This window comes from Pseudomonas lutea (genome assembly GCF_000759445.1).
GTDB classification, from domain to species: domain Bacteria; phylum Pseudomonadota; class Gammaproteobacteria; order Pseudomonadales; family Pseudomonadaceae; genus Aquipseudomonas; species Aquipseudomonas lutea.
The window spans coordinates 1609523-1632551 of sequence record NZ_JRMB01000002.1 but is presented as its reverse complement, the minus strand read 5'-3'; the positions used below and the strand labels follow the sequence as shown (position 1 = coordinate 1632551).

The window sequence follows — 23029 nt, the reverse complement described above, 5'->3', positions numbered from 1 at the left end:
ATGAACGCGCAGCCTAACGCGCCCAAGGCATTCAGGAAAGTATGCAAATGTGTCACCGCGTTAAAGTTTCCTACGTTCGGGACCGAATATTCGCTTGGGAGGAGGGTTTGTGTCCTACGCGATACGTCGTCATTACAGCTGTCACGCAAGCGTCATAATCGCCGCTTATAAATGTCACGCTTGCCCGTCTGGACGGGCCGGGAGCATTCCGTGCGCTTTGCCCTCATCGTCAGCTCCACGCGCTGTGCTCCATTGAGCCGCGCGCAGTTCGCACCTGCTGCGCTCCACAGCAGCCCGCTGCCGCTCGTGTTCTCGTACCTCTTGTGTGGCGCCAGACGCAGCATGGTGCCCGCGCCGTCCGGCAGGGGCAGCAAATCTGCATGGCGGGGGTTGCACGGCGGGGAGAAATCCGTAGCGTGGGCAGTCAAACCGCTCACATCATCGGCCCTGACGCTTGTCGCTCTGACGCATACGATCGGATCGCGCTGCATGTCCCTATAACCGCTACGCCGTTGGCGTGACCGTTGCCCCATGCCGTACGTCACCACAGTTATGGCACAAGCGGCATTCCGACACCGGCCAAATGCGCGGCCCAACTGTTACAAGGCCAATTGCCTTACAGGATTATCAATGAGCACCGAAGGATCTACCGAAGCCGCAGTCGAGCTTGACCCTCAGCCCGTCAACCGAGAGGTCACTGCCGTTGTCGAGCCGACCATTGAAGTGGTCCCTGCGCTGGAACCCCACCATCCGGCCCCGCACATCGCCGCAGTGCCCAATCTGGATGACAGCAGCCTTTACATTCATCGCGAGCTGTCGCAACTGCAGTTCAACATCCGAGTGCTGGAACAGGCGCTGGACGAGTCCTATCCGCTCCTTGAGCGGCTCAAGTTTCTGCTGATCTTTTCCAGCAACCTGGACGAGTTCTTCGAAATCCGGGTCGCAGGCCTCAAGAAGCAAATTACCTTTGCCCGCGAGCAGGCAGGTGCGGATGGCTTGCAGCCCCATCAGGCGCTGGCGCGCATCAGTGAGCTGGTCCACGGCCATGTGGATCGTCAATACGCCATTCTTAACGACATCCTTTTGCCGGAGCTTGAAAAGCATCAGGTGCGGTTCATTCGCCGGCGCAACTGGAATGCCAAGATCAAAGCCTGGGTGCGTCGCTATTTCCGTGACGAGATCGCGCCGATCATCACGCCGATCGGTCTGGACCCGACCCACCCGTTCCCGTTGCTGGTGAACAAGTCGCTGAACTTCATCGTGGAGCTGGAAGGTATTGATGCCTTCGGTCGCGATTCAGGTCTGGCCATCATCCCGGCACCGCGACTGCTGCCGCGTATCATCAAAGTGCCTGAAGACGTTGGCGGCCCAGGGGACAACTACGTGTTCCTGTCGTCGATGATTCATGCCCATGCCGATGACCTGTTTCAGGGCATGAAGGTCAAAGGCTGCTACCAGTTCCGCCTGACCCGCAACGCCGACTTGGCGCTCGACTCCGAAGACGTGGAAGACCTTGCGCGCGCATTGCGTGGTGAGTTGTTCTCCCGCCGTTATGGCGACGCGGTGCGGCTGGAAGTGGCAGACACCTGCCCGAAACTGCTATCGGATTACCTGCTCAAGCAATTCAACCTGAGCGAGACCGAGTTGTATCAGGTCAACGGTCCGGTGAACCTGACGCGGCTGTTCAGCATTACCGGTCTGGACAGCCACCCCGAGCTGCAATACATGCCGTTCACCCCGGCGATCCCCAAGCTGCTGCAAAACAGCGAGAACATTTTCAACGTGATCAGCAAGCAGGACATTCTGCTGCTGCATCCCTTTGAATCCTTCACGCCGGTGGTGGACCTGCTGCGTCAGGCGGCGAAAGATCCTCACGTACTGGCCGTGCGTCAGACGCTGTACCGCAGCGGCGCCAACTCTGAAATCGTCGACGCGCTGGTGGACGCCGCCCGCAACGGCAAGGAAGTCACCGCCGTCATCGAACTGCGCGCCAGGTTCGACGAAGAATCGAACCTGCAACTCGCGAGCCGCCTGCAAGCGGCTGGCGCGGTAGTGATCTACGGCGTAGTGGGTTACAAGACTCACGCAAAAATGATGCTTATCTTGCGGCGTGAAGCGGGCGAGATCGTCCGATACGCGCATTTGGGCACCGGCAACTACCATGCGGGTAACGCCCGCCTGTACACCGACTACAGCCTGCTGACATCTGACGATGCATTGTGCGAAGACGTCGGCAAACTGTTCAGTCAGTTAATCGGCATGGGTAAGACCCTGCGCATGAAAAAGCTGCTGCATGCGCCGTTCACGCTCAAAAAAGGCATGCTCGACATGATTGCCCGAGAGACGCAATTCGCGTCAGAAGGCAAGCCCGCGCACATCATTGCCAAGTTCAACTCGCTGACCGATCCGAAGATCATCCGCGCGTTGTACAAGGCCAGCCAGACCGGGGTCAAAATCGACCTCGTGGTGCGTGGCATGTGCTGCCTGCGCCCTGGCGTGCCAGGCGTCTCGCACAACATCCAGGTGCGCTCGATCGTCGGCCGCTTCCTTGAGCACACCCGAGTGTTCTACTTCCTCAACGGCGGCGACGAGCAGATGTTCCTCTCCAGCGCCGACTGGATGGAGCGCAACCTCGACAAGCGCGTCGAGACCTGCTTCCCGGTTGAGGGCAAGAAACTCATCTTGAGAGTAAAGAAAGAGCTAGAGGGGTATTTGACCGACAACACCCACGCCTGGCTGCTGCAGCCAGACGGGCGCTACCTGCGCAGCACCCCGACCGGCAATCAGAACGCCCGCAATGTGCAGGCGATGCTGTTGGAAAAGCTGAGCAACCCGGTCCTCAGCGTACGTTGAGGACGATGCCGACTCGGGTCAGCCACTCCGCTTCCAGCGCGAAGTCGGCCTGAGTCAGCTGGTTGTTTTCCAGCCAGCCATCCGGGAACACGATGTCCAGGGTGTGATCGTTGGCGGTAAGCACAGGCTGCGGCATCTCTTGGGTGCCCCGGATGTGGTGGAACAGGATCGCGAAACGCAGCAATACGCACAGACGGATCAGCTTGACGCCTTCGTTGCCGAATTCGGCAAATTTATCCTTCGGAATATTGCGACGATGCCCGCGCACCAGCAGCGCGAGCATCTGCTGGTCTTCGCGTGAAAATCCAGCGAGGTCCGAGTGCTCGATCAAGTAGGCGCCATGCTTGTGGTAATGATAGTGAGCGATGTCCAGCCCCACCTCATGCACCTTTGCCGCCCAGCTCAATAGCTCGCGGTACGCTTTGTCTTCCAGCTCCCAGGCCTTGGCTACTTGCTCCAGTGCCGACAGCGCCTTGCGCTCTACGCGAGCGGCTTGCTCCAGATCGACGTGATAGCGCTCCATCAGCGAGCTGAGCGTGCGCTCGCGCACGTCTTCGTGATGATGGCGACCCAGCAGGTCGTAGAGCACGCCCTCGCGCAGCGCGCCCTCACAGTGGTCCATGCGCTTGAGGTCGAGGGCGTCGAAAATGGCTTCGAGAATCGCCAGGCCCGCCGGGAAGATCGCCCGGCGGTCAGGCTTGAGGCCTTCGAAATCGATCTTATCCACTTCACCCAGCTTCATCAGCTTGCGCTTGAGCCAGGCCAGGCCTTCGGCATTGACCTCGCCATTGCCGTGACCGCCTGCCTTTAAGGCCAGCCCGATGGCGCGAATGGTCCCGGACGAGCCGATAGCCTCATCCCATGTCAGACGATGCAGCGCGTGCTCAATGCTCATGATTTCAAGGCGCGCCGCTGTGTAGGCCTGTGCGTAGCGCGCCGGCGTGATCTTGCCGTCCTTGAAATAGCGCTGGGTAAAGCTGACACAACCCATTTGCAGGCTTTCGCGCAGCAACGGCTCAAAGCGCTGGCCAATGATGAATTCGGTACTGCCGCCGCCAATGTCGGCGACGAGGCGTTTGCCAGGCGTGTCGGCCAACGTATGGGACACGCCCAGATAGATCAGACGCGCTTCTTCACGGCCCGAAATGACCTCCACCGGATGGCCGAGAATTTCTTCGGCGCGGTGGATGAACTCGTTGCGATTACGGGCTTCTCGCAGGGCGTTGGTGCCGACGATGCGCACAGCGCCGGGCGGCATGCCATTGATCAGTTGGGCAAAGCGCTTGAGGCAGTCGAGCCCGCGCTGCATGGATTCTTCGCTGAGGCGGCGGTCGTCGTCGATCCCCGCGGCCAGCTGCACTTTCTCACCGAGCCGCTCCAGGATGCGAATTTCGCCCTGATTGGCTTTGGCGACAACCATATGGAAGCTGTTGGAGCCCAGGTCGATCGCGGCGATCAGCGAGAGGTTTTTGGCTGTGGATAGCGGCATGGTCAAAAGATCTCGGTCGATAACGCCGACATCGTGCCACGATCCATCACCTTCGCCAAACCGGCAACGCATTTACGCAGGATTCAGCGGGACCGCAGCCAGTACGACGAGACGCCTGCAGTGTTAGTGGGACCGGCTTCAGCCGGGAAGAGGCCGGTGTGCGCGCCCTCAATCCTGCAAACTACTGCTGACGTCTTCCCGGCTAAAGCCGGTCCTACAATTTGAGCCACAGGCAGCCCCACAGGATGCACTCGGTATCTTGGTAGGACCGGCTTCAGCCGGGAAGAGGCCTGTTTGTGCGCCATCAATGTTGCGGTGTGACACCTGACGCCTTCCCGGCTAAAGCCGGTCCTACAGTTTGAGCCGAAGCTGTTCTTTCAGTCGGGCTCACGCCTGCTCAACCGACCCGATGAAATTCGCCAGTTCGGGCGTTTTCGGGTTGGCCATCAGTTCTCGTGGGTCGCCCACTTCATGGACTTTGCCCTGGTGCATGAACACCAGTTTGTCACCGACCTCTCGGGCAAAACGCATTTCGTGGGTCACCATGATCAACGTCATGCCGTCTTTGGCCAGCTCGCGAACCACGGCGAGCACCTCGTTGACCAGCTCCGGGTCCAGAGCCGAGGTGATCTCGTCGCAGAGCAGCACCTTGGGCGACATCGCCAACGCACGGGCAATCGCCACGCGTTGCTGCTGACCACCCGAGAGTCGGTCAGGAAAAGCGTCGAATTTTTCGCCCAGGCCCACGCGATTCAGCATTTCCTTCGCCAGCCTGGTTGCTTCTGCTTTGGATGTTTTTTTCACCACCTGCGGCGCGAGCATGACGTTTTCGCCGACCGTGAGATGCGGGAACAGATTGAACTGCTGAAAGACCATGCCGACCTTCTGCCTCAGGCTGCGCAGATCAGCGCGCGCGGCGTCCAGGTATTCGCCATCGACCTCGATTACGCCGTCATTGATCGACTCCAGCCCGTTCAAGGTGCGCAGCAGCGTGCTCTTGCCCGAACCGCTTCGCCCGATGATTGCCACGACCTGGCCTTCCTCGACGCTCAGGTCGATACCCTTGAGCACATGGTGGTCGCCGTAATACTTGTGCAGGGCGGAAATTCTAAGCAGAGGCATGAAGTCTCCTTTCCAGGTAGCGCGCGCTGAGCGACAACGGATAGCACAGCAGGAAGTAGCCCAGGGCGACAAAGCCGTAGACCATGAAAGGCTGAAATGTGGCGTTGGCCAGCATGCCGCCCGTTTTGGTCAGCTCCGTGAAGCCGATGATCGACGTGACCGCGGTGCCCTTGACCACTTGCACCGAGAACCCCACCGTCGGCGCGACGGCGATGCGCAGCGCTTGCGGCAGAATCACGTAGCGCAACTGCTCGAACGGCGTCAGGGCCAGGCTGGCGGACGCTTCCCATTGCCCATTGGAAATCGACTCTACGCACCCGCGCCAGATTTCAGCCAGATAGGCGCTGGTGAACAGGGTCAATGCCAGGGCTGCTGCAAGCCAGGGCGAGATATCGATGCCCATTAGCGCGACGCCGAAAAACACCAAGAACAGCTGCATCAACAGCGGAGTGCCTTGGAACAGCTCGATGTAACCGCGCGCAACCCTGCGCGGCGCGGCTTTCTCGGAGATGCGCATCGTCATCACCAGCAACCCGATCACGCCACCGCCGATGAACGCCACCAGCGACAACGCGAGCGTCCATTGCAGCCCGGTCAGCAAGTTGCGCACGACGTCCCAAAGGGTGAAATCCATCAGCGACTCCTCGCGATATAGCGCCGGCCAATCCAGGCCAGCAACTGACGCACAAGCAGCGCCATACACAGGTAGATTAGCGTGGTAATGATGTAGGTCTCAAAGGCGCGGAAGTTGCGCGACTGAATGAAGTTGGCCGCAAAGCTCAGCTCCTCGGTGGCGATCTGCGAGCACACCGCCGAGCCGAGCATCACGATGATGATCTGGCTGCTGAGCGCCGGCCAGACCTTGCCCAGCGCCGGAACAAGCACGACGTGGCGGAAGGTTTCTAAGCGAGTCATTGCCAGCGCGGCTGACGCTTCGATCTGGCCGCGCGGGATGGCTTGCACGCCCGCGCGGATGATTTCTGTCGAGTAGGCGCCGAGATTGATGACCATTGCCAGTACAGCGGCCTGCCACTCCGATATCTGCAGACCCAGCGACGGCAGCCCAAAGAAAATGAAGAACAGCTGTACCAGAAACGGGGTATTACGGATCAGCTCGACGTACACACCGAAGATCGCTGAGAACGGCTGAATCTTCCACGCCCTGACTATCGCCCCCACAATTCCGACACTGACGCCCAACAGGGTGCCAATAGCGGTGAGCTCCAGCGTAAACAACGCGCCACGCAAGAGCAGGTCAGCGTTCTGCAAGACCGGAATAAAGTCGAACTGATAAGCCATTCAGAAGCCTCGACGGTCGGTGATCAGAGATCGGCAGGCAATGGCTGCTTGAGCCAGGTCTGCGCGTTTTTCTCCAGAGCGCCGTCTTTCTTCGCTGCTTCAAGAATCTCGTTCACTTTGGCAAGCAGCTCCGGCTGGCCTTTGTTGACGCCTACATACACGGGGGAATCCTTGAGCTTGACCTTCAGCTCAGGGATGCGCTTTGGGTTCTTCTCGCTGATGGCGACCATGACCACGTTGCCACTGGCAATGAGATCAGTCTGCTTGGCCAGATAGGCCGCGATGGTGGAGTTGTTGTCCTCGAAGCGTTTGATTGTGGTTTCTTTCGGGGCGACGGCTGTTAGCTCGATGTCCTCGATGGCGCCGCGGGTCACGCTGATGGTTTTACCTTTCAGGTCGTCCACGCTTTTGATTGCAGCTTCGGGCGGACCAAATACGGCGAGGTAAAAGGGGGCGTAGGCGCGGGAAAAATCGATGACCTTTTCGCGGTCCGGGTTCTTGCCCAGGCTGGAAATCACCAGATCAACCTTGCCGGTGGTGAGATACGGAATGCGGTTGGTGCTGTTGACCGGCGTCAGCTCCAGTTTGACTTTCAGCTGGTCGGCGATGAGTTGCGCCGTATCGATGTCCAGACCTCGCGGTTTCATGTCAGGTCCCACCGAGCCGAACGGCGGGAAATCCTGTGGCACAGCGACTTTCAGGGTGCCGCGGGTGGTTACATCATCCAGACCATTCGCATGAGCGGGGGCCTGGCCGAGCATCAGGCTGGCAAACAAGGCGGCGAGCAGGGCGCTGTAACGCTTGGTCATATGATGTCTCCGATCAATCAATGTGCAGGCGAAGCCCGGGTGAGTCCGAGCTTCATTGCACAGCTCATGCCAGCGGTTCGCTTATCACCGTGGAATGCGGCGTCAAGGCGTGATCCGGTCTAACTGGTCTGAACAGTACGCCTCGATAGCCGCCCCCCTTTGGCGCGCTCGCAATGCCCGGCGCCCCTTGCTTGGGCGTGACTTGCGGGATGAGTGCGATGGCGCTACAAGGGTTTTTTCCTACGGTTTACGCTGACTGATCGCCATGCATCCAAGCCCTGTAGCAGTGCCTGAAGCCGCCTTTATGGCGATCCGAAAATTGATCGCCGAGCAGGGCTATGGTCCCGGCGATAGCCTGCCGTCGCAGCGAGATCTGGCAATCCGTCTGGGCGTCAGTCGCGCCTCATTGCGTGAGGCGTTGTCATCGCTGAGCGCGTTGGGTCTGGTCAGTGTGCAGCCCGGCAAAGGGGTCTTCGTGCAGGCGGTTCGCGAACCACAAAGGAGCACGGGTGGATTCTCCTGGCCATATGCAGCGCAGGCCTCGCCGACGGAGACCTTTCAGCTGCGTTATGCGCTTGAGGGTTTTGCGGCAGGCCTGGCTGCGGTAACGCTAACCGCCGACGACCGCGATGTGCTGGAAGACAATGTCGAATCCATGCGCCTTGAACTCAAGGCTGGAGATTTTGACAGTGCGGCCCGGCTGGATTTTGATTTCCATCGGCGCATCCTGGTCGCGAGTGGAAATCAGGCCATTCTGGGCATCGTGACCCGCAGCGCCGATATCTTTCTGGAGAGCCAGAAGCTGCCCTTCATCCGCGCGGGCAGGGCGATGGAAACCTGGCAAGAGCATCGCAAGATCCTCCGGGCGCTGGCGAGAAACGCCTCTGGCCCGGCACAGAAAGCCATGCAGGAGCATATCCGAGGCGCGGCGTTGCGCACCGGCATTGTCTTCGTCGCACCCACTGCATAACCCGGTGCAATTAAGGCGGTAATGCCGAGTCATAGCTAGAGACAATGAGCCTCGTCTTCCTGTCACCGCGTGACACAGTTATGATGGCCCACGTTTTTTTGCCTATGACCTCGGAGAAATCTCATGAGTAACGACCTGATCAAACACGTCAGCGACGCGAGCTTCGACGCCGATGTCCTGAAGGCTACCGGCCCGGTACTGGTGGATTACTGGGCTGAATGGTGTGGCCCGTGCAAGATGATTGCACCGGTTCTGGATGACCTCGCTACCCACTACGATGGCAAGCTGACCATCGCTAAACTGAACATCGACGAAAACCAGGAAACCCCCGCCAAGCACGGCGTCCGTGGTATCCCGACCCTGATGCTGTTCAAGAACGGTGAAGTCGCCGCGACCAAGGTTGGCGCACTGTCCAAGTCTCAGTTGCAAGCGTTCCTCGACGCCAACATCTGATGACGATATAGCCCCGCAAATCGCGGGGTTTTTTTCAGGCGTCGTACTAGACGCTCGGAAAATCAAGTGGTACATTCGGCCCCGCAACGGCTTCTCCGTTGCCCCCTGCTAGCCGTCGCCGACGCTCTCCTTTCGATTTGCACGCGATCCTGTCGCCTTCTCTGCGGCGCGGCCTCATTAAGCCAAAAGCTTAATTTCCCCCTCCATACATGATTACGTCATTCCTATATGAACCTGACTGAACTCAAGCAAAAGCCTATTACCGATCTGCTCGAAATGGCCGAACAGATGGGCATAGAAAATATGGCCCGTTCGCGCAAGCAGGACGTAATTTTCTCCCTGCTGAAGAAGCACGCTAAAAGCGGCGAGGAAATCTCGGGTGACGGCGTGCTGGAGATCCTCCAGGATGGCTTCGGCTTCCTTCGTTCTGCAGACGCCTCCTACCTCGCCGGCCCAGACGATATTTACGTCTCGCCCAGCCAGATCCGCCGATTCAACCTTCGCACGGGCGACACCATTGTCGGCAAGATCCGTCCACCGAAGGAAGGCGAGCGTTACTTCGCACTGCTCAAGGTCGACACCATTAACTTCGACCGTCCAGAAAACGCGAAGAACAAGATTCTGTTTGAAAACCTGACACCGCTGTTCCCGACCATTCGCATGAAGATGGAAGCCGGTAACGGTTCCACCGAAGACCTTACCGGTCGCGTGATCGATCTGTGTGCTCCGATCGGCAAAGGCCAGCGTGGCCTGATCGTTGCTCCGCCCAAAGCGGGCAAGACCATCATGCTGCAGAACATCGCGTCGAACATCACCCGCAACAATCCCGAAGTCCATCTGATCGTTCTGCTGATCGATGAGCGTCCGGAGGAAGTGACCGAAATGCAGCGCACCGTGCGCGGCGAAGTGGTCGCCTCCACCTTTGACGAGCCACCCACCCGTCACGTGCAGGTCGCCGAAATGGTGATCGAAAAGGCCAAGCGCCTGGTTGAGCACAAAAAAGACGTGGTCATCCTTCTCGATTCCATCACCCGCCTGGCTCGCGCCTACAACACCGTCATTCCAAGCTCCGGCAAGGTCCTGACCGGTGGTGTCGACGCTCACGCCCTCGAGAAGCCAAAGCGTTTCTTCGGTGCGGCTCGAAACATCGAAGAGGGCGGCTCGCTGACTATCATCGCCACCGCGCTGGTTGAAACCGGCTCGAAGATGGACGAAGTGATCTACGAGGAATTCAAAGGCACCGGCAACATGGAGCTGCCTCTGGATCGCAAGATCGCCGAGAAGCGCGTCTTCCCGGCCATCAACATCAACCGCTCCGGCACGCGCCGCGAAGAGTTGCTGACCGCCGATGACGAGCTGCAGCGCATGTGGATTTTGCGCAAGCTGCTGCATCCGATGGATGAAGTGGCTGCCATCGAATTCTTGATCGACAAGCTGAAACAGACCAAGACCAACGATGAGTTCTTCCTGTCGATGAAGCGCAAGTAACACCTGCGTTTGTCCAAGAGAGGGCGCCTTGAAAAAGGCGCCTTTTTTTTGCGCCACAATCCGCGCGAATGATTTGTATCTGGATTGGTACGTGGGCTGCTGTAAACTGTCGCGCGTCTACAGGCACAGGCCTGTCGTGGCAGGCGTCAGGTCGGTCCTTGGCCAACAAGCAGTTGATCGGACACGTTCTTGGAAGAGTCTTGTGTCTGACTGGAGGTGTTGCGTCGTGCCGGGATGTCAGCGCCTGTGGATAGAATCGGATCTCTCTCAAGCAGTAAGGGACGTTATGCACACTTTCGGCAGCCGCCGTGACATTGACGGATTGCGGGCGCTGGCCGTTATTCCGGTTGTACTCTTTCATTTCGGTATCAGCCCGTTCAGCGGCGGCTTCGTCGGTGTTGATGTCTTTTTCGTTATTTCCGGCTTTCTGATCACCGGAATCCTCTATCGCGAGATCAGCGCTGGGCGCTTCAGTTTCGTAGATTTTTGGGCGAGGCGGGCACGGCGTATTCTGCCGGCGCTGAGCGTGGTGTTATTGGCTACTTTGGCTCTAGGCTGGCTGCTACTGACGGACAAGGACTTCTCCAAGCTGGGCAGAGCCGTTCGTTATCAGTCGATGTTCATCTCAAACATGCTGTTCATGCGGCAAGATGGGTACTTTCAGCCTGCGTCTGAGCTGAACCCGCTGCTTCATACTTGGTCACTGGCCGTTGAAGAGCAGTATTACGTTGTTTTTCCTTTCTTGATCGCGCTGCTAATGCGCCATCTTCGACACTGGCGCTGGATTTTGTTCTCAGTATTGCTTGTGTCTTTCGCCCTGAATATTTTCTATAGCGCGCATAAATCTGAAGTAGCGTTTTTCTCGCTGCCCACCCGCGCATGGGAAATGTTGTGTGGTGCAATGCTCGCAGTCTTGCCCGGCTCTAAGCGTGTGCGGCCCTGGCAATATCAGGCGTTGGGAATTGCCGGGCTGATTACGATATTAATGGCGATTTTCACCTTTGATCGGAACACGCCGTTTCCTGGCTGGGCTGCCACGATGCCGGTGCTTGGTGCTGCCGCGCTTATTTGGTCTGGCGCTCAAGGCCCTACTTGGGTTGGGCAATTACTTGGCGCCCGGGTATTGGTATGGATTGGCCTGCTATCGTATTCCCTCTATCTCTGGCATTGGCCGGTCTATGTTTACGCCAACGCAATATCAAGCGACGGCATTCAGCCTTTGGAAGCAGCAGGTTGGATTCTCTTGTCCCTCGGGATCGCGTGGTTAAGCTTGCGGTTCGTCGAGTTGCCGTTCCGTGAAAAGCGATTGATCGCTGGGCAGAAGCCCATGCTTGTAGCCGGATTACTGGCAATGGGGGTCTTGGGGATATCGGGTTCTGTCATACGTTCGGCCGACGGTTTTCCGCAACGCTTAACCGGGGAGTCGCAGGCTTATGCAAAGGCCCGCTTGTGGCGTGCGGGCCAGCTGAATTGCATGCTGGTCACCTCTGACAAACTGCTCGACAGGGCCTGCCTCCTCGGTGAAAAGCCAGGTATTTCGCCATCTCGGATGGTGTGGGGTGACAGTCATGCGGCCGCGTTGATGCCTGGCCTTCAGATTGCAGCAGCACAAGCAGGTGAGCCTGTCTGGCTTTACAGTATGAGTGCCTGCCCGCCGATAGTCAGCGAGCAGCCCCGCAAGAAGTGCAGGGATTTCAATAACAGGACCATGGATCAGATTCGCCTTTTGCACATCAAAGATGTGGTGCTCGCATCGAGCTGGACTCTTTATATGTACGTGCGCGAGGACGGTAACAAAAATATGTTGCTCGATCCTAAGGATGACCGCAGCCAGGCGGAAGTTCGTATGGCTGCGGCAATTAGAACGCGAGTTGCAGCGATAAGAGGTGCTGGCGCTGAGGTCTGGCTTCTCAAGGAAGTGCCGCAACAACGCAAAGGATCTGTCGATCGTTTGATTAGTCTCAGTCGCATCGGCCGTACATCTGCTGCGTTAGGTCGCCCCCTTGATGAGCATCTCGCTCACGAGCGCTATGTTAATGATCTTTTTGATTCCATGAGTGAGGCTGATCCTGGCGTCCACATCATCGACCCGACACCAATGATGTGTGGTACCGAGACCTGCAATATCGAAGTTGGTGGGCAAGCACGCTACAGGGACGACGGGCATTTGTCGGATACTGGTGGCGCCCGTCTCGCTCCGCTATTTGAGCCGGTACTGCGCAATAGAGTGGAAAATTGATCAACCTGCCCGCCGATCAAGATGTTTCGCGGTCAGAGCAGGTAGGATGTGCATCTATTTAATGAGTGGCCGGGTCGATGAAATTCAAGGATTTACGGGATTTCGTGCAGCAGCTTGAGCAGCGCGGAGAGTTGAAACGCATTCAGGTACCCATTTCCCCAGTGCTGGAAATGACCGAAATCTGCGACCGGACCCTGCGTAGCAAGGGCCCGGCACTGCTGTTCGAAAAACCCACAGGTTTCGATATCCCGGTGCTCGGCAACCTGTTCGGCACGCCCGAGCGGGTGGCGATGGGCATGGGTGCCGAGTCAGTTTCCGAGCTGCGCGAAATCGGCAAGCTCCTGGCTTTTTTGAAAGAGCCTGAGCCACCCAAGGGCTTGAAGGACGCCTGGTCCAAGTTGCCTATCTTCAGAAAAGTCATCGCCATGGCGCCCAAGGTCGTAAAGGATGCGCCTTGTCAGGAGATCGTGATCGAGGGCGACGATGTGGACCTCGGCATGCTGCCTGTGCAGACCTGTTGGCCCGGCGACGTAGGCCCGTTGATCACGTGGGGCCTGACGGTCACGCGCGGACCTAACAAGGAACGGCAGAATCTCGGCATCTATCGGCAGCAGGTGATCGGCCGCAACAAGGTGATCATGCGTTGGCTCAGCCATCGCGGTGGTGCGCTGGATTTCAAGGAATGGTGCGATAAGCACCCGGGCGAGCCGTTTCCTGTCTCTGTGGCACTGGGCGCTGATCCGGCAACCATTCTCGGGGCGGTGACACCTGTACCTGACAGCCTGTCTGAATACGCATTCGCCGGTCTGCTGCGAGGCAATCGCACCGAGTTGATCAAATGCCGTGGCAATAACCTGCAAGTCCCGGCCAGCGCGGAAATTGTGCTGGAGGGTGTGATTCATCCCGGCGAGATGGCGGATGAGGGGCCGTACGGCGACCACACCGGCTATTACAACGAGGTCGACAGCTTTCCGGTCTTCACGGTCGAGCGCATCACACACCGCATCAAGCCGATCTATCACAGCACTTACACCGGCCGGCCGCCTGACGAGCCTGCCATTCTGGGCGTTGCGCTGAACGAAGTGTTCGTGCCGATCCTGCAAAAGCAGTTTCCGGAGATTGTCGACTTCTACCTGCCGCCGGAAGGATGTTCGTACCGCATGGCGGTGGTGACGATCAAAAAGCAGTACCCCGGCCATGCCAAGCGCGTGATGCTGGGCGTTTGGTCGTTTCTGCGACAGTTCATGTACACCAAGTTCGTTATCGTCACTGACGACGACATCAATGCTCGTGACTGGAACGACGTCATCTGGGCGATCACCACGCGCATGGACCCCAAGCGCGATACGGTGATGATCGACAATACGCCAATCGACTATCTCGACTTCGCCTCGCCGGTCTCTGGGCTGGGCTCGAAGATGGGGCTCGACGCCACCCATAAATGGCCTGGCGAAACCACCCGTGAATGGGGTCGTGCCATCGTCAAGGATGAAGCAGTGACCCGCCGGATCGATGAACTCTGGACACAGCTGGGAATTGATTGATGCGTGTAACCTTGCAGCCATCGGGCGCAGTCATTGAAACATTGCCAGGTGAGCGGATTCTCGACGCCGCCCAACGTCTGGGCTACGAACGCCCCCAGAGCTGCCGTAACGGCAACTGCCATATCTGCTCAGCGCTGCTGGTTGAAGGCAGCGTCGAGCAGGCCGGAGAGCTTCGCAGCCATGGCGAAATCTTTACCTGTCTTGCAGTGCCTCAGGAAGACTGCGTGGTGCTGTGGGACAGTGTGTTGCCGCTCGGCGAGTTGCCGGTGCGCAAGTACGCATGTCAGGTCAGCGAATGCGTTGAGGTGGGCGGTGATGTCTGGCGGGTGATGCTTCGCGCACCTGCGGGCAAGCCGCCGCGCTATCACGCGGGTCAGTACCTGATGATCAATCGGGACGACGGTGAAAAGTCAGCCTTCTCCATAGCTTCTGCGCCGGAAAGCGGGCGAGATCTCGAAATTCATGTGCTGGCCCGTGAGGCGAGTGCGCAAAATCTGATCAAGCAGCTGCAGCGTGATGGCATGGCGCACGTCGAGTTGCCTTTCGGTGATACCCACTTGGGCGAGTTGCCGGACGGCCCGCTGGTTTTAATCGCAGCAGGCACCGGCATGGGGCAGATGCACAGCCTCATCGAACATTGCCGCTCGAAGGGCTTTGCGCACCCGGTACATGTGTATTGGGGAATGCGCCGCCCGGAAGATTTTTACCAGCTCAAGCATTGGGATGAATGGCAGACGCTGCCTAACCTTTTTCTGCACAAAATCGTCAGCGATCTGTGCGGTTGGGAAGGTCGCTGCGGAATGCTGCATGAGGCGGTCTGCGAGGACTTCAGCGATTTGAAGTCGCTTCATGTCTACGCCAGCGGCTCTCCGGCCATGGTCTATTCGACGCTGGACGCGCTTGTGCTCGCGGGAATGGATGCGCACCAGATGCGGGCGGATGTCTTCGCCTACGCGCCGAGGCCTTAAGTCTTATAGCCAAAAGTGGACAGAGGATTGCATGCCTGTCTGTCAGATAGCGGTTTCTCTGACGTGACCAGCACGTCAGGGACCGAGTCTCATGGTCTCATGCCTGCAATGCCGTCTGATTGTTCATTCGTTGTTGCCAGACCCGTTTCATAAGTGTTCAGCGTTGCACTGGCGTCAGTCTTGCCAGTGGGGGGAACCAGATGGGGAATCAAATCAATATCCTGGCCGAGGCCGTCCACGACGGCTTGGGGTTGGCCTACCCGCCAGTTATCGATCTTGGGCCGAAACTGACCCGCGAACAGCTCCTCGCTTCCATCCATGCCACGATGAGCCGCCACAAGGGCGGACCGATCTGGTTGTTCGCATATGGATCTTTGATTTGGCGACCTGAGTGCAACGCTGTGGAACGCCAACGAGGCCGAGTACATGGCTATCATCGCGGGCTTTATCTCTGGTCCCATGAGCATCGCGGCACACCCGAGCAGCCTGGGCTGGTATTCGGTTTGGACCGTGGCGGCTCCTGCAGTGGCTTCGCGTACCGTTTGCCTGAAGAGGACATTGACGAGTCACTGCTCGCCCTGTGGCAGAGAGAAATGCCATTCCCTTCCTATCGTCCGCACTGGCTCAATTGCCGGCTAGAAGACGGCACTAAGGTGCAGGCGTTGGGATTCGTGCTGGAGCGCCACTTGCCCAGTTATGCGGGGAATCTGCCCGACAGTGTACTCACCCAAGTCCTGGCCAGCGCCAGCGGGCGATACGGCAGCACGTGGGACTACGTCGAGCAGACCATCCGTGCATTGCGCACACATGCCATGCCTGACTTGAGCCTGGAGGCACGATTCAAACGGTGCAGGCCGGCGTTGCTGGCTGTCTAGCCGTTTGGGATCGCTGTAGGAAGGCGCTTGCCCGCGATGCGATTTCATTAACGCCACCTTGTCAGCTGGCCCATCGCATCGCGGGCAAACGCGCCCCTGTGCTTCACCCGCCAGCGCTACTTACGCGCGTTCTTCCCGTGACTGACTGGCTACCTGCTTGTGCCACAGCGTCGGCGCAAGAAACAGCATCGCCAGAATGCACGCGCCGACCAGCAGCACGAAACCGCCGTCCCAGCCAAAATGGTCAACGGTGTAGCCCATCAGCGCACTGGCCGCGACCGAGCCTCCGAGATAGCCAAACAGCCCCGTGAAGCCGGCCGCTGTACCTGCCGCTTTTTTAGGTGCCAGCTCAAGCGCCTGCAAGCCGACCAGCATGACCGGGCCGTAGATCAAGAAGCCGATCGAGACCAGCGCGATCATGTCGACGGTGGGATTGCCAGGCGGGTTGAGCCAGTAGACCACTGTCGCAACGGTTACCAACGCCATGAACACGATGCCCGTCAGGCCACGGTTACCACGAAAGACCTTATCCGACATCCAGCCGCACAGAAGCGTGCCCGGAATCCCCGCCCACTCGTAGAAGAAGTACGCCCAGGATGTCTTGTCGACGTCAAAGTGCTTGGCCTCTTTCAGATAAGTAGGCGCCCAGTCCAGTACGCCGTAACGCAGCAGGTACACAAAGACGTTGGCAAGTGCGATGTACCAAAGCATTTTGTTGCGCAGTACGTATTTGACGAAGATTTCCTTGGCGGTGAATTCTTCCTCATGGCTCGCATCGTAGCCTTCGGGGTAGTCGTTCTTGTATTCCTCAATCGGCGGCAAACCGACGGACTGCGGCGTGTCGCGCATGGTGATGAAGGCGAACAGCGCGACGAACAGGGCAACGGCAGCGGGTACGTAAAACGCCGCGTGCCAGTCGTTGGTCCAGCCCAGCCCGAGCAGGAACAGCGGACCGATCAGACCGCCGCCGACGTTGTGCGCCACGTTCCACACCGAGACCACGCCGCCGCGTTCCTTCTGCGACCACCAGTGCACCATCGTGCGCCCACTCGGCGGCCAGCCCATGCCCTGGGCCCAGCCATTGATGAACAGCAGAATGAACATGATCGTCACGCTGGACGTCGCCCAAGGTGCGAAACCGAAAACGAACATCACCAGCGCGGAAATAACCAGCCCGAACGGCAGGAAATAGCGCGGATTAGAGCGGTCCGACACCAGCCCCATCAGAAACTTCGACAAGCCGTACGCAATAGCGATGGCGGAGATGGCCACCCCGAGCTGGCCGCGGCTGTAGCCCTCATCGATGAGGTAAGGCATGGCCAGAGAAAAGTTTTTGCGCAGCAGGTAGTAGCCGGCGTAGCCAAAGAAGATACCTGCGAAAATCTGCCAGCGCAGGCGACGGTAAGTTTTGTCGACGTGCTCCTCAGGCAGTGGAGCCTGATGCGCGGCGGGTCTGAAAAAGGCAAACATCGGAACACCCCTTTTTTTATATTGTTATGCGAATCCGAATATTACATTTTCGTTACAGAAAACAGGAAGGCTTCTCATCGGATAAAAAGGGTGAAACCGAACATGGTGCATTCGTTGCGCTGTGGCCCGTCCAAGCGATCAATGGGCGCGGCTCTACGTCGCCTGGGGTTCTTAACCCTGACTTGGCGCGTAACGCGTGCAGACTTTCTTCAACGCTTGAGTAAGGCGCGGGCGCGACGAATCAAATACAGCGCATGTGGTAGCAGAACTGGTAGGCGAAGGTGCAGGCCCACTCTGCAGTCGTGAGCATCTTGCCAAGTCTGCATCGTCAGACCGTGCGGCAATTTCACCTGCTGTTTAACGCATTTGTTGATGAGCGCGCTGACATTACGCTCTATGAATTTAAGCGCAACTGCAGAGCCCATATCCAAGGTCCTGACGTGCTTTTTGAGCTCGGCGAGGGCATTGCGATAGGCTTCGTAACTTCCCATTACGTAGCTTAGGGTTTTCTGGCTCTGTGTAAGGGAACCGGTTCGTTCACGATAGAAGTAGTAGTCGGCCGACGTGGCATACGTTCGCTGACTATGGAGGTAAATGCACATGCTGAAAGCATGGTCCTCATGTGCTCTGCCTTGTAGCTGAACCTTGAAACGGTCACATACAGATTTGCGAAATACGTACTGCCACATGGCCGCATGGTATTTCTCGGACAGGATCAGGTCTTGGAGCAGTGCGCCTCCGGAGTCAAACCAGCCTTCACGAGATGCCGCTGTCTTACGGCGATTGAAGCTGCGCCCATTAGAACCCTCGGTGAACGAGCGTTTCGAGAAATAGAACAGCTCAAGGGAGGGGTCCGCTTCATATCGCGCAGCGAACTCAGCAAACAAGCCCGGATCGATTACGTCATCTGGATCGCAGAAGAACACGTACTCACCCGTTGCCACTGATAAGCCATGATGGCGGGCCTCGCCGACGCCTTGATTATCCTGGCTTACGATTCTGAGCTCATGGCGATTGCCGAAATGCTCTCTGATCACCTCAAGCGTACCGTCGGTGCAGCCATCGTTAAGGACGATGACTTCAAATAGGGGGACGGGCTGGTTGAAAAGCGAGCTTAATGTTTCTGAAATGTAGGCCTCTACGTTATACGTGGGCAGAATCACCGAGATCTTGGGAACCATCGAGCCAACTTCTGAATTGTGTTCTGTCGGGGGTGACCTTTATGACGAAGACGCTCCTGGGCAACCCACGGAGATCCCATCGCATTTCACCCGCATGGATAGACGGTGAAATATACGGAACACATCAAACTTCGTCGCGTGCTCTTTTTGCGAGGGCGAGACTTTAGGAGGGGTCCTACGCGCATTTAGGGGGCATGGGCTGAGGTGTCAGGGTTGAAAAATTCCCCGTCGTCTATCACAGACAATGGGACGCGTACTTTCAATGTTTGAGGTGTCGAACGGGAGCTAGCCTAAAATTTCACGTACCAAACCCATCGTTCTTCGACAGGTCCGCGTCCGCTCAACCCGTCACCTAACCCCAACCACCACCTTGCCCACAGCCTTCCTCTGCGCCAGCGAATCAATCGCTTCACCCGCCTGTTCAAGCGGATAAACCTTCGACACCAAAGGCTTCAACTTGCCCTCGCCGTACCAGGCGAACAGCTGCTGAAAATTCGCTGCATTGTCTTGTGGCTGGCGCTGTGCGAACGAGCCCCAAAACACGCCCACCACCGAAGCGCCTTTCAATAGCGCTAGATTGACTGGCAGTTCGGGAATGCGCCCGCTGGCGAAGCCAACGACCAACAGACGACCGTTCCAGGCAATGCCGCGCACGGCTTGATCGAAGAGATCACCGCCGACGGGGTCATAAATCACATCGACGCCGTTTCCATTGGTCAGGCGTTTAAGTTCATCCTTAAGGCTGGTTTCGCTGTAATTGATAAGCTCGTCCGCGCCTGCGTTCTTGGCAACCGCGAGCTTCTCTGCGCTGCTGGCGGCGGCGATCACGCGAGCACCCATGGCTTTGCCAATCTCGACAGCAGCGAGGCCGACGCCCCCGGAAGCGCCGAGCACCAGGAGGGTTTCGCCAGCCTGCAGATTGGCGCGCTGCTTGAGGGCATGCATGGATGTTCCGTAGGTCATGCTGAATGCGGCGGCGGTAGTGAAGTCCATCGTCTCGGGAATTGGCAGCACGTTGTACCCGGCAACCGCGATCTGCTCTGCAAAGCTACCCCAGCCTGTCAACGCCATCACCCGGTCGCCAACGCGTACATGGCTGACTTTTTCCCCAACTGCCGTCACGATGCCGGCAGCCTCTCCTCCCGGAGAGAAAGGAAATGGCGGTTTGAACTGGTACTTGCCCTCAATGATGAGCGTGTCCGGGAAGTTGACGCCGGCGGCGTGCACGTCCAGAAGAATCTCGTTTTTCTTCGGCTGCGGGCTGGGGATATCTTCCAGTACCAGATCTGCTGCGGGACCGAAGGCTTTACAGAGCACGGCTTTCATCGAGGGCTATTCCTTTTTCGGTGATGGCCGATAAGTACAGGTAGCGAGGTTGTGGGGTCAATGAGCATGCCCCGGCCTGATAGGTCTGCATAAGCTTGAACAAGCCATGCGGCGAAACGGATTGAGGAGTGGACTGTGAAAGCGTGGATTCTGATGTTGATGGCCTTGTCGATGCCTGTTGTGGCGCTGGCCGAAGAGGGTGGCGAGAAGGAGGACCCGAACAAGGTGTCCTATGTGGCACTGACGCCACCTTTCGTAGGTAACTACGCATTGGATGGCAACCCAAAATTGCATGTCTATAAAGCCGACGTTGCGCTGCGCGTGACGGGCGCTGAGGCTCAGAAGCTGGTGAAGCAGAACGAGCCGCTGATTCGTAACCAACTGGTTGCGCTGTTCACTCAGCAGACCGTCGACAGCATGGGCAACGTCGACGCCAAAGAGAAGCTGCGTCAGGAAGCGCTGAAGCAGACTCAACAGGTGCTGACTCAGGAGACTGGCAAGCCTGTGGTGGATGATCTGCTGTTCAACAACTTTATCGCGCAGTAATCCGGGTCTTCAAAGCGCGCTGCTTTAAGCTCGGCGCAACCCCAGCACGGCGCTCCATTGCTCGGGTGTGACCGGCATCACGGACAAGCGGCTGCCTTTTTGCACCAGTGGCAGCTGCTCCAGCGCGGGTTGTTGTTTCAGGAATCCAAGGCCCAGGACTTTCGGAAAGGCTTCAATGAACGCCACATCCAGAGCGCTCCAGGGATTTTTGGGCTCCGTGGCTTTTGCGTCGAAGTAAGCGCTTTTTTCGTCCAGCGCAGTGGGGTCGGGATACGCAGTGTTGACGATCTCGCCGATGCCTGCGATGCCTGGCTCAGGGCAGCTGGAGTGGTAAAAGAAGAATTGGTCACCTACCGTCATTTCGCGCAGGAAATTACGGGCTTGATAGTTGCGCACCCCGTCCCAACGGGTCTGGCCGAGTTTTTTCAGGTCGTGGATCGAGAGCTCGTCGGGCTCGGATTTCATCAGCCAGTAGGCCATCTTTGAGGTTCCTGAGAAGGGTTGGGAAAGTTGTCCTACGCTTTGATGACAAACCGACAGTCGGCTGGCGCCAGTATTTGCGTGTTGCGTCATGTTGCCGCAGAATGCCGGCATTTTAAGGGCTGCACTGTCTGGCAGCCTTATCCAAACGTTATCGATGTCAGATTCTGATTCGTTACAAAGGGGCGATAAATGCGACGCAAGCCGGATGTACTGTGGGTTTTGGCTATTTTGTTCGGCTTGGGCATCGTCACCACGGGGTACGCGCAAAGCTTATGGGCCGCCAAGGCTGACGCGCCGGTCGAAATCACACAGCAGCAACAGCCGCTTCGTCGCTGAGCCATTTCGTTTGCGCGCGTCTGTCATCTCTGAGGGATGCGCGCTTACAGACTAAAAATCCGCTTTACGCCAGATACCATCGCTTGTCTGTCACCGTTCCATTCAACGGAACATCCCAACTGGCAACCGCCAGCTTCCCGGTTTTCTGACACTCGTGGGCCATGCCCAGCAGCATCGGCTTGCGCCACGCTTTGCGGCGCGCCAGATACGCCAGGCTGCGGTCGTAGAAGCCGCCTCCCATGCCAAGCCGTCCTCCGTCGACATCGAAGCCCACCAACGGCATCAGGACCAGGTCCAGCGCCCAGATTTTGCGCTGTGACCCGGGATTGATACGCGGCTCGGGGATTCGGAACCGGTTCGGCTTGAACTTCTCGCCACGCCGCACGCGCTGAAACACCATTTTCGTCCGCGGCCAGGCGCTGAGTACCGGCAAATACGTGGTCTTGCCGCGCTTCTGTGCTTCGCGCAGCAGCAGGCGAGGATCGATTTCACCGTCCATCGGAAGGTACAGGGAAACATGGCGGGCACGGCGAAAAAGCGGGTTTTGCGCGAGTTGTCGGTACAACGCCTGCGCCGCCCGTCGCTGTTCTGCGCGGCTGAGCGCGCGGCGATTTTGTCGCAGCAGACGGCGTAATTGTGGTCGGGAAAGGTTTGAAGGGTCTGGGAGGGAAGCGGCGCCGGAGGAGGTCATGCTGGCGGGTCCATCAGGCTTTGAAGGGTGATGTCGTGTAATCAGAAAGATTCACGATGACCACCGCCAGACGGGGCGTCTGGCGATGGGTACTGGATTCGAGACTCCCCGACGAACCGCTGTCGGTGTAGCCCTTGAACCCGAAAGTTCAAGGTGGAGATTGCAGGAGGTTTTAAGGCTTTCCGTCGAGCGGACATGCACACCAACCCCAACGTGCAACCCCCGTGGTTGTGCGTATCGGCTCAGGGACATGACCGACTGGCAAGCACTCCAGGGAGCGGTCGCAAGTATACCGAATCATGTCCAAACAATCAGCCTTGCGCTTTATCCGAATCCGTGGCAAGGACCAGATCCACACGATCCAGCAAGTCGCGAACCTGCTCGCGGGTCGACCCATCTGCGGCCACCTGAACTGGCGGCACTTCCTGCTTGTGCAAAAGATCGTGGGTAATGTTCAGTGCGGCCATCACCGCGATACGGTCGGCGCCGATGACTTTGCCGCTGCTGCGAATTTCGCGCATCTTGCCGTCCAGATAGCGTGCAGCGCTCACCAGATTGGTGCGCTCCTCCTGGGGGCAGATGATTGAGTATTCTTTGTCGAGGATTTGCACGGTGATGCTGTTGCCATTACTCATGAGTCTTGCTCCAGGGCCTTGAGGCGCGAAATCATGGACTCGACCTTTTGCCGGGCGATTTCGTTTTTTTCAATGAGTTGAGCGCGTTCCTCGCGCCAGGATTTTTCCTGAGCTAATAGGAGTCCGTTTTGACTTTTTAGTTGCTCGACACGATTGATCAATAGCTCCAGTCGGGCCATCAGCGCTTGCAGGTCGTTGTCTTCCATTGTTTTCCACTGATTATTTTCTGATGAGTGGCGCATGCGCTGGCGT

Annotated in this window: 23 protein-coding genes and 1 other RNA gene; 10 read left to right on the top strand and 14 right to left on the bottom strand. The window is 57.9% G+C overall.

The genetic code is table 11. The features are described 5' to 3' along the window. Positions 1-630: 630 nt before the first annotated feature. Positions 631-2853: a polyphosphate kinase 1 gene (gene ppk1 / locus LT42_RS19400; protein ID WP_037016541.1), complete on the top strand. Its 2223-nt coding sequence runs from the start codon at positions 631-633 to the stop codon at positions 2851-2853. On the opposite strand, the gene ppx is transcribed toward ppk1, so the two are convergent. The 5 genes from ppx to LT42_RS19375 all read right to left on the bottom strand — a co-directional run bounded on the left by ppx (position 2840) and on the right by LT42_RS19375 (position 7572). Then, a complete protein-coding gene (gene ppx, locus LT42_RS19395) occupies positions 2840-4342 on the bottom strand; it encodes an exopolyphosphatase (RefSeq protein ID WP_037017576.1) in 1503 nt (500 codons plus the stop codon). The genes ppk1 and ppx overlap by 14 nt on opposite strands. A 387-nt stretch (positions 4343-4729) precedes the next feature. After that, positions 4730-5464: an amino acid ABC transporter ATP-binding protein gene (locus LT42_RS19390; protein ID WP_037016539.1), complete on the bottom strand. Its 735-nt coding sequence runs from the start codon at positions 5462-5464 to the stop codon at positions 4730-4732. Then, entirely contained in the window at positions 5451-6101 is a 651-nt protein-coding gene (locus tag LT42_RS19385; protein WP_037017574.1) for an amino acid ABC transporter permease, read from the bottom strand. Before LT42_RS19385 ends, LT42_RS19390 begins: the two co-directional genes overlap by 14 nt. Continuing rightward, a complete protein-coding gene (locus tag LT42_RS19380) occupies positions 6098-6763 on the bottom strand; it encodes an amino acid ABC transporter permease (RefSeq protein WP_037016537.1) in 666 nt (221 codons plus the stop codon). The genes LT42_RS19385 and LT42_RS19380 overlap by 4 nt, the downstream gene beginning before the upstream one ends. Positions 6764-6786: 23 nt before the next feature. Beyond that, positions 6787-7572 (bottom strand): transporter substrate-binding domain-containing protein, encoded by a 786-nt coding sequence (locus tag LT42_RS19375; RefSeq protein ID WP_037016535.1) that lies wholly within the window; start codon positions 7570-7572, stop codon positions 6787-6789. Positions 7573-7837: 265 nt separating this feature from the next. Between LT42_RS19375 and LT42_RS19370 the strand changes: the two genes are divergently transcribed. The 6 genes from LT42_RS19370 to LT42_RS19345 all read left to right on the top strand — a co-directional run bounded on the left by LT42_RS19370 (position 7838) and on the right by LT42_RS19345 (position 15234). Then, a complete protein-coding gene (locus LT42_RS19370; RefSeq protein ID WP_037016533.1) occupies positions 7838-8542 on the top strand; it encodes a FadR/GntR family transcriptional regulator in 705 nt (234 codons plus the stop codon). 123 nt (positions 8543-8665) lie between these two features. After that, positions 8666-8995: a thioredoxin TrxA gene (trxA, locus tag LT42_RS19365; protein ID WP_037016532.1), complete on the top strand. Its 330-nt coding sequence runs from the start codon at positions 8666-8668 to the stop codon at positions 8993-8995. Positions 8996-9223: 228 nt separating this feature from the next. Next, the gene (rho, locus tag LT42_RS19360) at positions 9224-10483 is read left to right on the top strand and encodes a transcription termination factor Rho (RefSeq protein WP_037016529.1); all 1260 of its coding nucleotides are present in this window, start codon (positions 9224-9226) and stop codon (positions 10481-10483) included. Between the two features lie 286 nt (positions 10484-10769). Beyond that, positions 10770-12722: an acyltransferase family protein gene (locus LT42_RS19355; protein WP_037016527.1), complete on the top strand. Its 1953-nt coding sequence runs from the start codon at positions 10770-10772 to the stop codon at positions 12720-12722. Positions 12723-12799: 77 nt separating this feature from the next. Continuing rightward, entirely contained in the window at positions 12800-14266 is a 1467-nt protein-coding gene (gene ubiD / locus LT42_RS19350) for a 4-hydroxy-3-polyprenylbenzoate decarboxylase (protein ID WP_037016525.1), read from the top strand. After that, complete coding sequence (locus tag LT42_RS19345; protein WP_037016522.1) at positions 14266-15234, top strand: CDP-6-deoxy-delta-3,4-glucoseen reductase; 969 nt, start codon at positions 14266-14268, stop codon at positions 15232-15234. Before ubiD ends, LT42_RS19345 begins: the two co-directional genes overlap by 1 nt. A gap of 89 nt (positions 15235-15323) precedes the next feature. On the opposite strand, the gene LT42_RS26295 is transcribed toward LT42_RS19345, so the two are convergent. Further along, positions 15324-15554: a hypothetical protein gene (locus tag LT42_RS26295; RefSeq protein WP_276209559.1), complete on the bottom strand. Its 231-nt coding sequence runs from the start codon at positions 15552-15554 to the stop codon at positions 15324-15326. Here LT42_RS26295 and LT42_RS19340 point away from each other — a divergent pair. Continuing rightward, complete coding sequence (locus LT42_RS19340) at positions 15480-16109, top strand: gamma-glutamylcyclotransferase (protein ID WP_276209556.1); 630 nt, start codon at positions 15480-15482, stop codon at positions 16107-16109. The two genes, LT42_RS26295 and LT42_RS19340, sit on opposite strands and share 75 nt — an antisense overlap. Before the next feature lie 120 nt (positions 16110-16229). On the opposite strand, the gene glpT is transcribed toward LT42_RS19340, so the two are convergent. From glpT to LT42_RS19325, 3 genes are all read right to left on the bottom strand, one after another. Continuing rightward, complete coding sequence (glpT, locus tag LT42_RS19335) at positions 16230-17579, bottom strand: glycerol-3-phosphate transporter (protein ID WP_037016518.1); 1350 nt, start codon at positions 17577-17579, stop codon at positions 16230-16232. A gap of 209 nt (positions 17580-17788) precedes the next feature. Beyond that, positions 17789-18760 (bottom strand): glycosyltransferase family 2 protein, encoded by a 972-nt coding sequence (locus LT42_RS19330; RefSeq protein WP_037016515.1) that lies wholly within the window; start codon positions 18758-18760, stop codon positions 17789-17791. 348 nt (positions 18761-19108) lie between these two features. Next, entirely contained in the window at positions 19109-20086 is a 978-nt protein-coding gene (locus LT42_RS19325) for an NADPH:quinone oxidoreductase family protein (RefSeq protein WP_037016513.1), read from the bottom strand. Positions 20087-20221: 135 nt separating this feature from the next. On the opposite strand from LT42_RS19325, the gene LT42_RS19320 reads away from it, so the two are divergent. Beyond that, complete coding sequence (locus LT42_RS19320; RefSeq protein WP_037016511.1) at positions 20222-20632, top strand: flagellar basal body-associated protein FliL; 411 nt, start codon at positions 20222-20224, stop codon at positions 20630-20632. Between the two features lie 24 nt (positions 20633-20656). On the opposite strand, the gene LT42_RS19315 is transcribed toward LT42_RS19320, so the two are convergent. Continuing rightward, positions 20657-21112 carry an EVE domain-containing protein gene (locus LT42_RS19315; protein ID WP_037016509.1) on the bottom strand — a complete coding sequence of 152 codons (456 nt, stop codon included), beginning with the start codon at positions 21110-21112 and terminating at the stop codon, positions 20657-20659. Between the two features lie 192 nt (positions 21113-21304). On the opposite strand from LT42_RS19315, the gene LT42_RS25790 reads away from it, so the two are divergent. Beyond that, a complete protein-coding gene (locus tag LT42_RS25790; protein ID WP_152597700.1) occupies positions 21305-21451 on the top strand; it encodes a hypothetical protein in 147 nt (48 codons plus the stop codon). 64 nt (positions 21452-21515) lie between these two features. Here the strand turns inward: LT42_RS25790 and LT42_RS19310 are convergent, their stop codons facing one another. The 4 genes from LT42_RS19310 to LT42_RS19300 all read right to left on the bottom strand — a co-directional run bounded on the left by LT42_RS19310 (position 21516) and on the right by LT42_RS19300 (position 22983). Then, entirely contained in the window at positions 21516-22142 is a 627-nt protein-coding gene (locus LT42_RS19310; protein WP_037016507.1) for a 5-formyltetrahydrofolate cyclo-ligase, read from the bottom strand. A 101-nt stretch (positions 22143-22243) separates the two neighbouring features. Continuing rightward, positions 22244-22422: non-coding RNA, 6S RNA (gene ssrS, locus LT42_RS25000), on the bottom strand. A 31-nt stretch (positions 22423-22453) separates the two neighbouring features. Continuing rightward, positions 22454-22777: a cell division protein ZapA gene (locus LT42_RS19305; RefSeq protein ID WP_037016504.1), complete on the bottom strand. Its 324-nt coding sequence runs from the start codon at positions 22775-22777 to the stop codon at positions 22454-22456. Beyond that, positions 22774-22983, bottom strand: coding sequence for a TIGR02449 family protein (locus LT42_RS19300; RefSeq protein ID WP_037016503.1), 210 nt, complete (start codon positions 22981-22983; stop codon positions 22774-22776). Before LT42_RS19300 ends, LT42_RS19305 begins: the two co-directional genes overlap by 4 nt. Between the last annotated feature and the right edge of the window lie 46 nt (positions 22984-23029).